Annotated in this window: 13 protein-coding genes; 3 read left to right on the plus strand and 10 right to left on the minus strand. The window is 65.1% G+C overall.

The features are described 5' to 3' along the window. Nucleotides 1–104 precede the first annotated feature (104 nt). Entirely contained in the window at nt 105–2,405 is a 2,301-nt protein-coding gene (locus HMPREF9710_RS24845; RefSeq protein ID WP_005671064.1) for an FAD-dependent oxidoreductase, read from the minus strand. A 167-nt stretch (nt 2,406–2,572) separates the two neighbouring features. Between HMPREF9710_RS24845 and HMPREF9710_RS24850 the strand changes: the two genes are divergently transcribed. Together HMPREF9710_RS24850 and HMPREF9710_RS24855 are read left to right on the plus strand one after the other, a co-directional pair. Beyond that, the gene (locus HMPREF9710_RS24850; RefSeq protein ID WP_005671066.1) at nt 2,573–4,555 is read left to right on the plus strand and encodes a peptidase U32 family protein; all 1,983 of its coding nucleotides are present in this window, start codon (nt 2,573–2,575) and stop codon (nt 4,553–4,555) included. Between the two features lie 162 nt (nt 4,556–4,717). After that, nucleotides 4,718–5,455, plus strand: a complete 738-nt coding sequence (locus HMPREF9710_RS24855) for an SDR family oxidoreductase (RefSeq protein WP_005671067.1) — start codon at nt 4,718–4,720, stop codon at nt 5,453–5,455. 12 nt (nt 5,456–5,467) lie between these two features. Here the strand turns inward: HMPREF9710_RS24855 and HMPREF9710_RS24860 are convergent, their stop codons facing one another. The 8 genes from HMPREF9710_RS24860 to HMPREF9710_RS24895 form a co-directional block, all read right to left on the minus strand. Next, nucleotides 5,468–6,166, minus strand: a complete 699-nt coding sequence (locus tag HMPREF9710_RS24860) for a glutathione binding-like protein (protein WP_005671068.1) — start codon at nt 6,164–6,166, stop codon at nt 5,468–5,470. 105 nt (nt 6,167–6,271) lie between these two features. Beyond that, complete coding sequence (gene wrbA / locus HMPREF9710_RS24865; RefSeq protein WP_005671069.1) at nt 6,272–6,871, minus strand: NAD(P)H:quinone oxidoreductase; 600 nt, start codon at nt 6,869–6,871, stop codon at nt 6,272–6,274. A gap of 123 nt (nt 6,872–6,994) precedes the next feature. After that, nucleotides 6,995–7,894, minus strand: a complete 900-nt coding sequence (gene lpxO / locus HMPREF9710_RS24870) for a lipid A hydroxylase LpxO (protein WP_005671070.1) — start codon at nt 7,892–7,894, stop codon at nt 6,995–6,997. 180 nt (nt 7,895–8,074) lie between these two features. Then, nucleotides 8,075–8,302, minus strand: coding sequence for a DUF6139 family protein (locus tag HMPREF9710_RS24875; RefSeq protein WP_005671071.1), 228 nt, complete (start codon nt 8,300–8,302; stop codon nt 8,075–8,077). Nucleotides 8,303–8,423: 121 nt separating this feature from the next. After that, on the minus strand, nt 8,424–8,624 hold the full coding sequence (locus HMPREF9710_RS24880; RefSeq protein ID WP_005671072.1) for a hypothetical protein: 201 nt from the start codon (nt 8,622–8,624) through the stop codon (nt 8,424–8,426). 146 nt (nt 8,625–8,770) lie between these two features. Beyond that, nucleotides 8,771–9,709, minus strand: a complete 939-nt coding sequence (locus tag HMPREF9710_RS24885; protein WP_005671073.1) for a class I SAM-dependent methyltransferase — start codon at nt 9,707–9,709, stop codon at nt 8,771–8,773. Nucleotides 9,710–9,836: 127 nt separating this feature from the next. Beyond that, nucleotides 9,837–10,499 (minus strand): ankyrin repeat domain-containing protein, encoded by a 663-nt coding sequence (locus tag HMPREF9710_RS24890; protein WP_005671074.1) that lies wholly within the window; start codon nt 10,497–10,499, stop codon nt 9,837–9,839. 3 nt (nt 10,500–10,502) lie between these two features. Then, nucleotides 10,503–11,285 (minus strand): TatD family hydrolase, encoded by a 783-nt coding sequence (locus tag HMPREF9710_RS24895; RefSeq protein WP_040778189.1) that lies wholly within the window; start codon nt 11,283–11,285, stop codon nt 10,503–10,505. Between the two features lie 221 nt (nt 11,286–11,506). Here HMPREF9710_RS24895 and HMPREF9710_RS24900 point away from each other — a divergent pair, with 221 nt between their 5' ends. Next, a complete protein-coding gene (locus tag HMPREF9710_RS24900) occupies nt 11,507–12,007 on the plus strand; it encodes a hypothetical protein (RefSeq protein WP_005671076.1) in 501 nt (166 codons plus the stop codon). A gap of 82 nt (nt 12,008–12,089) precedes the next feature. Here the strand turns inward: HMPREF9710_RS24900 and HMPREF9710_RS24905 are convergent, their stop codons facing one another. Continuing rightward, nucleotides 12,090–12,611 (minus strand): GNAT family N-acetyltransferase, encoded by a 522-nt coding sequence (locus HMPREF9710_RS24905; protein ID WP_005671077.1) that lies wholly within the window; start codon nt 12,609–12,611, stop codon nt 12,090–12,092. Nucleotides 12,612–12,622: the final 11 nt, after the last annotated feature.

A 12,622-nucleotide genomic window follows, 5' to 3' on the forward strand; every position in this document is an offset into this window, starting at 1 on the left:
GGACCTGTTCCGATTTTGCCGGTAAGGGTCGATTCCTAAGCGAAACAGGAAAAATGTGCGCGGCGTTTGCGCTAACATGCGCGCCACGAATTGCGATCATAGCGCTAGCCGCGCTGCGCCGCGAGCGCCTCGCGGGCCGCCGCCTGGCCCTCTTCCATATGGCGCGCGATCGACAGCGCCGAAAAATCGTAGTCGCGCGCCGCCGTCTCGCGTTCGCTCCCCTTGCGCACGATCCGGGTGATGCTGGGCCCGGCATCCTTGTCGCCCATCAGCTGGATATAGGTGGGCCATTGGCGCACCTGGTCGGCCTGGTCCGGCGAGGTGGCGTAGGCCAGGATGCCCTCGACCAGCTTGCGAAAGTCGCGCACCAGGAATTGCTCGGCACTGTCGCGCCGGACGCGCTCGGCAAACACGATTTCATCGCGCCGGCCCAGCACTTCCATCAGGCTGGTAGGGAGCGACCCTGTCTCGGGGTACAGGTCGACGATGAAGATGCGCTTGCGCGCCGTGCCCGAGTGCTCCAGCAGCAGCTCGAGCGGCGAATTGCTGATGATGCCGCCATCCCAGTAGTGCTTGCCGGCGATGGTGGTCCAGGGAAAGCCCGGCGGCAGGCTGCCGCTGGCCAGGATGTGGTCGGCGCTCAGGTCGTCGACATAGCTGTCGAAGATTTCCAGGCGCGCCGTCTCGACATTGACCGCGCTGACCAATAGTCGTACCGAACTCGATTTCAGCGCCCCGAAATCGACGTAGCGCTTCAACAATTCCTTGACCGGTGTCGGGTCGTACAGGCTGGTCCATGAGAGCGGCTCCATGCCTGTGAGCATGCCGCTCCAGCGCGGCCTGAAGAAGGCCGGCACGCCGAAAGCGAGCGTCTGCCACGAACCGAGCAGGCGCCGCGCCCGGTCGTCGAGCAGCGCCTGCGCCGCCTGCGGCACGTCGAGCGACAGGCGGCGCCAGAAATCCTCCAGCGCGGCGGCGGCATGGCCTGGATTGGCCGCCATGATGACCCCATTGAAGGCCCCGATCGACACCCCGGCGATGACGTCGGGCTGGATGCGCGCGTCTTCGAGCGCCCGCGCCACGCCGCATTCGAAGGCGCCCAGCGCGCCGCCGCCCTGCAGGATCAGCGCGGTCTGGCTGGGGATGCGCGTGATGGAAAAGTCGGGCTCGTGCAGGCGCTTGCAGGCCCAGCCGATATTCGTGCGGTAGCGGATCAGCGACTCGATCGCGCGCGTCTCGATCGCCGGCCGCCCCGTGGAAAACAGGGCGCGCGGCACCTCGTGGTCCAGATACAGGCAGGCCCAGGAGCGGGTCTCGGGGCGACCCAGCCGGGCATGCTGGTGGCCGGCCTCGGGATGGCCCAGGAACTGGAAGCCCTGGCCGAACAGCTCGCAGGAAAAATAGGGCACCTCGTCGTAGCGCAGCCGCATGCCGAGCATATTGCGCGCCGCCAGCCGTCCCTGCTTGACCGCATTGTCCCAGTGCTCGATGCGGTGGCGCAGGCGGAACACGGGGTCGGTGAAATTGGCGACGTCGCCCGCCGCCCACACCAGCGGATGCGAGGCTTGCAGGTACTGGTCGACGCACACGCCGTCGTCCAGCGCCAGGCCGCTGCCTTCCAGCCAGCCGAGATCGGGCGCGACGCCGATGCCGACCCCGACCAGCTCGCACGGCAACCGGCGTCCGCCCTCGGTGACGACCATCTCGACCTGCCGCTCGCCATGGAAGGCGGCGACCGTATCGGCCAGCACTTCCACGCCCTGGCCGACGTACAGCGCGCGCAGGTAGTCGCTGATGCCGTGGTCGTGCAGCTTGTCGAACAACATGCCGTGGCGCGCCAGCACGGTCACCTGGATACCCTTGCGCGCGAAGGCCGCGGCCATCTCGAGGGCGATGAAGCCGGCGCCGACCACCACGGCCCGCGCCGCGCCCTCCATTGCGCCGCGCAGAAGGCGCGCGTCGCTGGCCGTGCGCAGGTAGTGGATGCCGGGCAGCCCGGCGCCCGGCACCGCGAGATGCACGGGACGCACGCCGGTGGCGACCAGCAGCCGGTCGTAGCGGATGGCGCCGGCGTGGTCGGTGCGCACCAGCTGGGCGTCGGCATCGAGGCTTGTCGCGCGCACGCCGGACAGCAGGGTCACGCCATTGTCGTGAAAGTATTCAAGCGGCAACACCGTCGCCAGCGGCGGCGCGGCGTCGCCCTCCAGGAAGCGGGTCGAGAGCTGCGGCCGGTGATAAGGCGGGTCGCGCTCGTCCGCCACGATGACGATGGCGCCCTGCGCGCCCTCCTGGCGCAGCGTCTCGGCGGCAGTGGCGGCGGCCAGGCCGCCGCCGAGCAGGAGGTAGCTCGCATGCCGCGCGTGATCCTGCACGGCCGGCTCCGGGGTATGTGGCTGATCGGCCATCGGCCATCCTTTCGCAAGCGGCGTCGATGCGGGTTGGACCGCGGCCGGGCTGCGGCGTTCGCTCGACCTCGAACGAAGATGGTTCCACGCTGACAACCCGCCACGCGAGGCATGACGCGCAGGCGCCATCTCGCTATAATCTCGTCCTTCGCCCCAAAGGAAAACCCATGTCCCTGCTTGCCCACGAGCTCGAATTGCTCTCGCCCGCCAAGACCGCCGAGATCGGCCGCGAAGCGATCCTCCACGGCGCCGACGCCGTGTACATCGGCGGACCGGCCTTCGGGGCGCGCCACAACGCCAGCAATCCGCTGGAAGATATCGCCGCGCTGGTCAAGTTCGCCCACGGCTACCGCGCGCGCATCTTCGTGACCATGAACACGATCATGCACGACAGCGAACTCGATCTGGCGCGCAAGCAGATCTGGCAGCTGTACGAGGCCGGCGTGGATGCGCTGATCATCCAGGACCTGGGCCTGCTCGAACTCGACCTGCCGCCGATCCAGTTGCACGCCAGCACCCAGTGCGACATCCGCGGCGCCGAGAAGGCGAAATTCCTGGGCGACGTCGGCTTTTCCCAGCTGGTGCTGGCGCGCGAGCTGACGGTCGAGCAGATCCGCAAGATCCACGCCGCCACCGACACGCCGCTCGAATACTTCGTGCACGGCGCGCTGTGCGTGGCCTATTCGGGCCAGTGCTATATCTCGCACGCCGACACCGGCCGCTCGGCCAACCGCGGCGACTGCTCGCAGGCCTGCCGCCTGCCCTACACCTTGAGCGACGGCCAGGGCCGCGTGGTCGCCTACGACAAGCACCTGCTGTCGATGAAGGATAACGACCAGAGCCGCAACCTGGAAGCGCTGGTCGATGCCGGCATCCGCTCGTTCAAGATCGAGGGCCGCTACAAGGACATGGGCTACGTCAAGAACATCACCGCCCACTACCGGCTGCTGCTGGACGAGCTGCTCGAGCGCCGTCCGGAGTTCGCGCGCGCCGCCAGCGGCCGCACCCGCGTGATGTTCTCGCCTGACGTCGACAAGAACTTCCACCGCGGCCACACCGAATACTTCGCCCAGGGCCGCCTGCCGGACATCGGCGCCTTCGATTCACCCAAGTATGTTGGCGTGGAACTGGGCATCGTGGCGCGCCTGAACGGCGACAGCTTCGACATCGTCACCAATGCGCCGATGGCCAATGGCGACGGCCTGAACTACATGAACAAGCGCGCCACCTGCGGCATCCAGGCCAACCGCGCCGAAAAGCTCGGCGAGGAGCCGGACGGCCAGCGCTGGCGCGTGTTCCCGAACGAGCCGATGCCGAGCCTGGCCGGCCTGAAGGTGGGCACCGTCATCCACCGCAACCGCGACCACCAGTGGGAAGCCACGCTCAGTAAAAAGTCGTCCGAGCGCAAGGTGGCGATCGACCTGATCCTGAGCGAAGTGCCGGGCGGCCTGCGCCTGGACGTCGTCGACGAGGACGGCATCGCGTCCAGCGCCGAAGCCATGCTCGCACTGGAGCCGGCCCAGCAGGCGGCCCAGGCCGAGGCCGGGCTGCGCGCCAGCCTGGCCAAGCTCGGCAACACGATGTTCGAGGCCGGCCACGTGGCGCTGCAGCTGAGCCAGCCGTGGTTCGTGCCGAGCGCCGCCATCAATGCCCTGCGCCGCGACGCCATCGCCGCGCACGAGGCGGCGCGCCTGGCGGCCTGGGAGCGCCCGCAGCGCAAGGCGCCGGCGGAACCGCCGCCGGTCTACCCGGAAACCCAGCTCAGCTACCTGGCCAACGTCTACAACGACAAGGCGCGCGCCTTCTACCACAAGCACGGCGTGCAGCTGATCGACGCGGCGTATGAAGCGCACGAGGAAGCCGGCGAGGTTTCCTTGATGATCACCAAGCACTGCCTGCGCTTCTCGTTCAACCTGTGCCCGAAGCAGGCCAAGGGCGTGCAAGGCGTGCAGGGCCGGGTGAAGGCCGAGCCGATGACCCTGGTCAGCGGCGACGAGAAGTACACGCTGCGCTTCGATTGCAAGCCGTGCGAGATGCACGTGGTGGGCGCCATGAAGACGAACATCCTCAAATCGCCGCCGCCGTCGAACGTGGCCTACACCCCGCTGACCTTCCATCGCCAGCGTCCGCGCGACCCGGCAAAGGCATAAGCGGCGTTGTTGCCGCGGCCCGAAGCCGCCGTTTCCTGGATGGCGCCTGCGGGCGCCATTGTCATATCCGGAGGATCGTGCAATCCGCGGCGACTTTTCGGCATGGGCGGCGCGGGCGTGCGCGTCCATACTGGCTCCACTGTCCACACAACGGAGCCCACCATGAAAGACCAACTGTCCAAAGTCGTCCTGATCACCGGCGCCAGCAGCGGCATCGGCGAAGCCACCGCCCGCCATCTCGCCGCGCTCGGCCACCGCGTGGTGCTGGGTGCGCGCCGCACCGAACGCCTGGTGGCGCTGGCGGCCGACATCCGCGAAGCCGGCGGCAAGGCCGACGTCGCCCAGCTCGACGTGACGAGCCTGGAAAGCATGCGCGAATTCGTCGACTTCGCCCTCGAGCGCCATGGCCAGGTCGACGTGTTGATCAACAATGCGGGCGTGATGCCGCTGTCGAAGCTCGATGCGCTCAAGATCGACGAATGGAACCGCATGATCGACGTGAACATCCGCGGCGTGCTGCACGGGATCGCCACCGTGCTGCCGGGAATGCAGGCGCGCCGCAGCGGCCAGTTCATCAACATCGCCTCGATCGGCGCCTACACCGTCAGCCCGACGGCGGCCGTCTACTGCGCCACCAAGTTCGCGGTGGCCGCCATTACCGAGGGCCTGCGCCAGGAAGTCGGCGGCGACATCCGCGTAACGCTGGTCTCGCCCGGCGTGGTGGAGTCGGAACTGGCCGATACGATCTCGGACCCGCTGGCGCGCGACACGATGCGCGAATTCCGCAAGGGCGCCATCAAGCCGGAAGCGATCGCGCGCGCCATCGCCTTCGCCATCGAGCAGCCGGCGGACGTCGACGTCAGCGAAATGATCGTGCGGCCGACGTCCAGCCCCTACTGATCCGAAGCCGAGTCAGGACGGGATCTTGAGTCCCTTCCTGACCGAGGGGCGCGCCAGGAAACGCTCCAGCGCGTCCCTCACATTACCGAAGTCTTCGGCGCCGATCAGGTCTTCCGCCTCGTAGAAGTTCAGCAAACCATTAATCCAGGGGAATACCGCGATGTCGGCAATGGTGAAGTCGTTGCCCGCGATCCAGGTATGCTGCGCCAGCTGGGCGTCGATCACGCCGAGCAGGCGGCGCGATTCGGCCACGTAGCGGTCGCGCGGGCGCTTGTCCTCATAATCCTTGCCGGCGAACTTGACGAAGAAGCCGAGCTGCCCGAACATCGGCCCGACACCGCCGATCTGGAACATCACCCACTGGATGACGCGGTAGCGACCCGCCGCATCGTGCGGAATCAGCTTGCCGCTCTTCTCGGCCAGGTAGAGCAGGATCGCGCCCGATTCGAACAGCGCCAGCGGCTGCCCCTCCGGGCCGTCCGGATCGAGGATGGCGGGAATCTTGTTGTTCGGGTTCAGCGACAGGAAGGCTGGCGAGTTCTGCTCGTCCTTGGCGAAGTCGACCTTGTGCGCCTCGTACGGCAGGCCGATCTCTTCGAGCATGATCGGGATCTTGACGCCGTTCGGGGTCGGCATCGAATACAGCTGCAACCGCTCGGGATGGGCGGCCGGCCATTTCTGGGTGATGGGAAAAGCGGAAAGCTTGGTCATGTCGTTGGCGCCTCATCGAGCACCGCCGTGGCGGCAGAGTTCTACGATACCAAAGATTCAATGCGCCCGCTGCGCACTTGGCTGCAGCGGGCGGCATCGCATCGATCAGCCGAACAGCTTGTTGGCGGTCTTGGCGATGAGTTCGCCCTGGTGGCGGGCGCCGCCCAGGTCCTTCTCGCTCGGCTGGCGCTGGCCCTGGCCGCCGGCGATGGTGGTGGCGCCGTAGGGGCTGCCGCCAACGATCTCGTCCAGCGTCATCTGCTCCCGGTAGCTGTACGGCAGGCCGACGATGGTCATGCCGAAGTGCAGCAGGTTGGTGATGATCGAGAACAGCGTGGCTTCCTGGCCGCCATGCTGGGTCGCGGTGGAGGTGAAGGCGCCGCCCACCTTGCCGTTCAGGGCGCCGCGCGCCCACAGGCTGCCGGTCTGGTCGAGGAAAGCCGCCATCTGGCCCGGCATGCGGCCGTAGCGGGTCGGCGCGCCGACGATGATGGCGTCGTAGTGCTCCAGCTCGGCGACGGTGGCGACCGGCGCGGCCTGCTCGAGCTTGAAGTGGGCGCCCCTGGCGACGTCTTCGGGGACGGTCTCGGGAACCCGCTTCACGTCGACGGTCGCGCCCGTGCTGCGCGCGCCCTCGGCGACGGCGTTCGCCATCGTCTCGATGTGGCCATACGTCGAGTAATACAGTACCAGTACTTTTGCCATCGACTGCCTCCATGTGTAGGATTCGGGACGGCCATTGTAGCGACAATGGCCGAATGCCCGTTTTCGGGACCACATGGATTGTGCAGGCGCGAGCGCCTCTCGCGCACTAGGGCTTAAGAAGGATCAGATCCAGTAGATGAAGGCGGCCAGCGCGACGACGAGCAGCACGCGGGTGATGTTGTAGGCGGTCTTGTTCCAGGCCTTGAAGCGGCGGCGGTACTGCCCGGCATAGAAGGAAATGCGGAACAGCTTGCTCACCAGGCCGACCTGGTCGCCGGTTTCATTCGGCGAGGCGGCGGCAGTCATCACGGTGCGGCCGAACCAGCGGTTGAAAGCCTGCATCCAGCGGTAGCGCATCGGGCGCTCGACGTCGCAGAACAGGATCACGCGGTCGCTCTCGCTGCCGTTGATCGCCCAGTGGATGAAGGTTTCGTCGAACACGACGCCCTGGCCGTCGCGCCAGCTGTGGCGCTCGCCGTCGACGTCGATGAAGCAGCGGTCGTCGTTCGGCGTGGCCAGGCCCAGGTGGTAGCGCATCGAGCCGGCGAACGGGTCGCGGTGCGGGTTGAGCTTGCCGCCCGGCGGCAGCTCGGCGAACATCGCCGCCTTGACCGAAGGGATCGATTGCAGCAGCGCGTAGGTCTGCGGGCACAGGCGCTCGGCCGACGGGTGGCTGGCGTCATACCACTTGAGGTAGAAGCGCTTCCAGCCGTTCTTGAAGAAGGAATTGAAGCCGGCGTCGTCGTTCTGCTCGGCCGCCTTGATCTTCTTGAGCGCGAGCAGGTTCTCGGCTTCGGCGCGGATGATCGGCCAGTTCTCTTGCAGACGGGCCAGTTCGGGGAACTCGCTCACCGGGATGAAGGGCGTGTTCGGCACCTTCGAGAACTTGTGCATGAAAATATTGATCGGCGCCATGAACGACGAGTGGTCGAAGATCTGGCGACGGAACGGCAGGCGCACGCGCCCGCGGAAATGGATGTGCAGGATAGACAGAATATAGAAACCCACAACGACCCACTTCATCACATCCTCCATCGCAGCCATGGGAGCGGCTGACCCTCTTGATCAAGGACGCAGGATACCACATCGGCTGCTGGGCCGTGGCGGCCCCGCCGACTCGCTGGAGAGGGAGGGTGGCGCCGGCGCACGGGCCGCATGGCCCGCCTGCCGGCGCTGGCGGTGGCAATACCCGCCAGGAAAATGTCAGTGCAGTACCGACGTCATCGCATAACCTTTTTCGGCGATCTGGCCGTTGAGGTTATCGATGTCGAAATCCGCGATCTGGTCGGCATTGTCGTCGACCTCGAAAGCGCGGGCTTCGATCTCCCAGTCGGTATTGGTGGCTTCTTCGGGAATGTTCTTCGCTTCGGGCACGGCCAGGTACGAGAACTTGCCGTCGTGTTCGGCTCTGCGGTAAATATCCAGGCGCATAGTCATTTTCCTCTATTCAATGCGCGCTTTCCGGATGAAAGCACGCAGCTCCACAGTAGAAGATCAAGTGGCCATAGTCTGTTATCTGCCGAACACTCTGCCGAATACCCGAGCAGGCGCGTCAGCGCGCCGGATTATGTCCAAGCACCCGCGCGGGCAGCATGACGATCGCGCGCAGCAGGCCGAACACGGCGTCGACGCCGATGCCGAGCAGACGGAACGGCAGCAACAGCAGCCACACCACAGGATACAGCACCAGGGCAAGCAGCGCGATTGGCCAGCACAGGAACAGCAGCACCAACCATACCAGGAAACTCAGCATTGTCTTTCTCCATGAAGAAGCAGCATGGTGAATGTATGCCGAAAGAGGCAATGGGGACAGCGGCGTGCGATAAACGGGGGAAACGGCGGCCCGAACGGTCGCCGGAAAGGATGAGCGGACCGACCGGTCCGCCCATGGTTGCCGCATCAGGCGAAGGTGGCCGCTTCCTCGACCGCCGGCGCGTGCGCCCCGGTTTCCGCCTGCTCGGCCACGACCTCGACCTTGATCGACGCTTGCAGCGACGGGATCGAGCCGCCGGCGCGGTAGGCGAAGGAGATGCGCAGCAGGTCGCCGGCCTTGACCTCGACCGGACGGTACAGCGGCAGGGTCATGTAATGGTTGAGCCAGTCGATGGTGGTCGCCTGTTCCTGGACGATGGCCAGCACGTTCTTGGTTACGAAACGCATCGCGTTCAGCGTGCCGCCCTGCTCCACCAGCAGCGAGCCTTCCCAGACGATCAGGCTGTCGACCGGCTGGCTGAAATCGAGGATGCTGTACACGGCGGGTTGGGCCAGCTCGACCGTGCCTGGCTGGACCACACCGGTTTCCTGGAACTGCACGATCGGGGCATAGAAGCCGTCGAAGTCATACGCCTGCTGGATCGGCTGGGCCGCCATGATCACGGCTTCCGGCATGAACAGCGGCAGCGGGCCGCCGAACTTGGCCAGGTAGCGGCGCTTGAACGATTCGATTACTTCGACCTGCTTTTCGCGCAGCATGCCGACGTGGATCATCTCGCAGATCACGACGTCGACCGGCTCCGGCGGCAGGTAGTCGAAGGCGTCGGCATGGATCACTTCAACCTTGTGGCCGTTCGGGTTCATCGCCAGGAAGCGGCGCGCTTCCTGCACCATGTCCGGGTTGAACTCGACGCAATACACTTTCGAGGCGCTCTGGGCCGCGAAGAAAGACAGCACACCGGTGCCGCCACCCAGCTCCAGCACTTTCGCGCCGGGGAACACGGAATAATGGATGGCATTCTTGAAGCTGTGCATCCGGTTCTGGTCCATCAGCATATTGTGATGGTAGTGGACTGGAATGAACTGCCCCAGGTAGCAGCTTTCGATTTCGCGTTCGTTGAGCATGGGTATCCTTGTTGGTCGGTGGTCGTTAAACCGTAGACACATTATGGATACCGTTGCCCTCACGCAATTGGTCGAGCTAAGCGCGTTTTACCGTCCAATTCACGAGCGAATTGTCACGCGGACAAAATCAGCGGGCTGAAGCAGTGAGCTCCCTGGCCAGTTCGTCGCGGCCCGCCTGCCTGGCGATCTGGGCCGCGGTATGCCCTTCCGTGTTCTTCAGCGCGGTATTGGCGCCGCGGGCGACCAGCAGCCGCGCCGTCGCGTCCTTCCCTTCGCGCGCCGCGAGCATCAATGGCGTGAAGGCGCCGCTGGGGCGCGGCGACACGGCGTCGAGCTTGGCGCCATGTTCGATCAGCAATTGCGCGATCTTGTCGTCCCCGCTGGCGGCGGCGTAGTGGAGCGCGGTCCAGCCCGGCTGGTTGACCTTGGCGCCTTTTTTCAGCAGCGCGCGGACGACCTCTTCATCGCGCTTGAAGGCCGCCATCATCAGCGCCGTGTTGCCATTGACCGCCTTACGCTCGAGGTCGGTGCCCGGATGGCGCAGTAGTTCAAGGATTACCTCGCGCGCGCCTTCGCGGATCGCCAGCACCAGGGCCGGCTCGCCGCCCAGGGGATTGAGTTCGTTGGCATTGACGACCGCGCCGACCATCTTGCGCACCGTGCCGGCGTCATCCATCTGCACGGCGCGGAAGAAGGAACTCACCTGCTGCGGCGTGGGCGGCAGGGCGGCGTGGGCGCCGGCAATTGCGGCAAACAGCAGGCTGGCGGCAAGCAGGCGGCGGATCGGCACGGGTCAGCTCCTGGCGGTCTGGAACAGATTGAAGAAATTCTCGCTGGTGCGGTCGGCCACCTCGCGCAGCGAGACGCCCTTGAGCGTGGCGATGTACTCGGCCACGTGGGCCACATAGCCCGGCTCGTTCATCCTGCCGCGGAACGGCACCGGCGCGAGATACGGCGAGTCGGTCTCGATCAGCATGCGCTCGAGCGGCACGGCTTGCGCCACCGCCTGCAGTTCCTTGGCGCTTTTGAAGGTGACGATGCCCGAGAACGAGATGTAGAAGCCCTGGGCCATCGCGGCTTCGGCCACCGCCAGCGATTCGGTGAAGCAGTGCATCACGCCCGCAACGCCTCCCGCATCCGTACCGGCGCCCTCTTCCTTCATCAGGCGGATCGTATCCTCGCTGGCGGCGCGGGTATGGATGATCAGCGGCTTGCGCGTCTCGCGCGAAGCACGGATATGCACGCGGAAGCGTTCGCGCTGCCATTCCAGGTCGCCCTCGAGCCGGTAGTAATCCAGGCCGGTTTCACCGATGGCGACGATCTTGGGGTGGTTGGCCAGCTCGACCAGTTGCTGGACGGTCGGCTCCGGCGTGTCCTCATAGTCGGGATGGACGCCGACCGAGGCGAAGATGTGGGGGTGTTGCTCGGCCAGGGCGAGCACTTGCGGGAAGTCAGGCAGGTCGACCGACACGCACAGGGCGTGCGTCACCTTGTTCTCGGCCATCTTGGCCAGGACTTCAGGCATGCGGGCTGCCAGTTCCGGGAAATTGATGTGGCAATGGGAATCGATGTACATCCTGCCATTGTAAAGGCAGGCGTCGGGGAGCGCCATGCGGGCCACTCACCGGACAGGAGCATCACTCTTTGCTCCTGACAAGGGCGGGGAATCAGGTTGTCGAGGCGGGAAGCGTGGATAACTTGCAACAACGTGAAAAATTGAATCGTGCGCGCAACAAAATTCGTCGCTTATCTTAGTATGTGCAATATCATTTTTTTAACAGCCAAGGAAATATTGTAATGAAGACTGTCTCACTTCGCCTCCTGTCCAGCCTGGTCCTGATGGCCGCGTCTTTTTCGGCCTCGGCCGGTCCGACCGTTGGCAAAGCGCTTGAAATCAATGGCGTATTCAATGAAAAGGTTGGCCCTGCGCCGCAATGTGCGTCCACCCTCGGCGGCAAGCTTGCCGGCCACGGCCAGACGGCCGAAGGCACGCCAGTCGCGTTCGTCGGCGGAGACTGCTTCGCCCAGTCCGGCACCACATTCACCTTCAGCAATGGCAAGTTCATCGTGCTGTATCCGAACGGCGACCAGATTTTCGCCAACTACGGTGGCCAGTTCGTTCCCACCGGCGCAGGCACTGCCTACGTCATGAACGGCGGCACCTTCACCATCACCGGCGGCTCCGGCACCTATGCTCGCGCAACCGGCGGCGGCTATTTGAGCGGCACCGAAGACTTGTCCAACGGGGCCGGTACGATCAAGTTATCGGGTCATGTGTACTACAAGCCGAAAAAGTGATCGCTGAAGCAGCACCAGGCTGCGCTGACACGGCAACGTAACGGCCCGAAAAAAGAGCGGTATGCATCCCGCTCTTTTTACATCAGTCTACGACGCGCTTGCCCAGGATGATCAGGTCGCGCTCGATCCCGTCGAGATTGGCTACACGTGGGAAATTGGCCCAGGTTTCGAAGCCGTATTTGCGGAACAGTGCCAGGCTTGGTTGGTTATGCCCGAAGATGAAGCCCAGCAAGGTATGCACCTTGACCTCGGGCGCGAACGCCATTGCCACCTCCAGGCAGTAGCGACCAAGTCCCTTGCCGCGCGCGCTTTCGGCGATATAGATCGACACCTCGGCCGTGCCCGAATACGCCGGACGACCGTAGAAGTTCGAATATGACAGCCAGCCCAGCACTTCGGGATGCTCGCGCTTGTCCTCGGCATCGTGAATCACCCACAGCGGACGACGGTCCGGCGTATGGTCGTTGAACCACGCTTCGCGCGATTCGACCGTAATAGGTGCGGTGTCGGCGGTGACTTCGCGCGAGGCGATGGTGGAATTGTAGATGTCGACGATGACCGGCAGGTCGTCGCGTCGAGCCAGGCGATGAACGTAGGATGGCATGAAACGAAAGG

The organism is Massilia timonae CCUG 45783, assembly GCF_000315425.1.
GTDB classification, from domain to species: domain Bacteria; phylum Pseudomonadota; class Gammaproteobacteria; order Burkholderiales; family Burkholderiaceae_D; genus Telluria; species Telluria timonae.

Excerpts from the sequence above, each read along its gene's own strand:
- HMPREF9710_RS24845 (WP_005671064.1), bottom strand. The coding sequence starts at position 2,405 with ATGGCCGATCAGCCACATACCCCGGAGCCGGCCGTGCAGGATCACGCG.
- HMPREF9710_RS24850 (WP_005671066.1), top strand. The coding sequence starts at position 2,573 with ATGTCCCTGCTTGCCCACGAGCTCGAATTGCTCTCGCCCGCCAAGACC.
- HMPREF9710_RS24855 (WP_005671067.1), top strand. The coding sequence starts at position 4,718 with ATGAAAGACCAACTGTCCAAAGTCGTCCTGATCACCGGCGCCAGCAGC.
- HMPREF9710_RS24860 (WP_005671068.1), bottom strand. The coding sequence starts at position 6,166 with ATGACCAAGCTTTCCGCTTTTCCCATCACCCAGAAATGGCCGGCCGCC.
- wrbA (WP_005671069.1), bottom strand. The coding sequence starts at position 6,871 with ATGGCAAAAGTACTGGTACTGTATTACTCGACGTATGGCCACATCGAG.
- lpxO (WP_005671070.1), bottom strand. The coding sequence starts at position 7,894 with ATGAAGTGGGTCGTTGTGGGTTTCTATATTCTGTCTATCCTGCACATC.
- HMPREF9710_RS24875 (WP_005671071.1), bottom strand. The coding sequence starts at position 8,302 with ATGCGCCTGGATATTTACCGCAGAGCCGAACACGACGGCAAGTTCTCG.
- HMPREF9710_RS24880 (WP_005671072.1), bottom strand. The coding sequence starts at position 8,624 with ATGCTGAGTTTCCTGGTATGGTTGGTGCTGCTGTTCCTGTGCTGGCCA.
- HMPREF9710_RS24885 (WP_005671073.1), bottom strand. The coding sequence starts at position 9,709 with ATGCTCAACGAACGCGAAATCGAAAGCTGCTACCTGGGGCAGTTCATT.
- HMPREF9710_RS24895 (WP_040778189.1), bottom strand. The coding sequence starts at position 11,285 with ATGTACATCGATTCCCATTGCCACATCAATTTCCCGGAACTGGCAGCC.
- HMPREF9710_RS24900 (WP_005671076.1), top strand. The coding sequence starts at position 11,507 with ATGAAGACTGTCTCACTTCGCCTCCTGTCCAGCCTGGTCCTGATGGCC.
- HMPREF9710_RS24905 (WP_005671077.1), bottom strand. The coding sequence starts at position 12,611 with ATGCCATCCTACGTTCATCGCCTGGCTCGACGCGACGACCTGCCGGTC.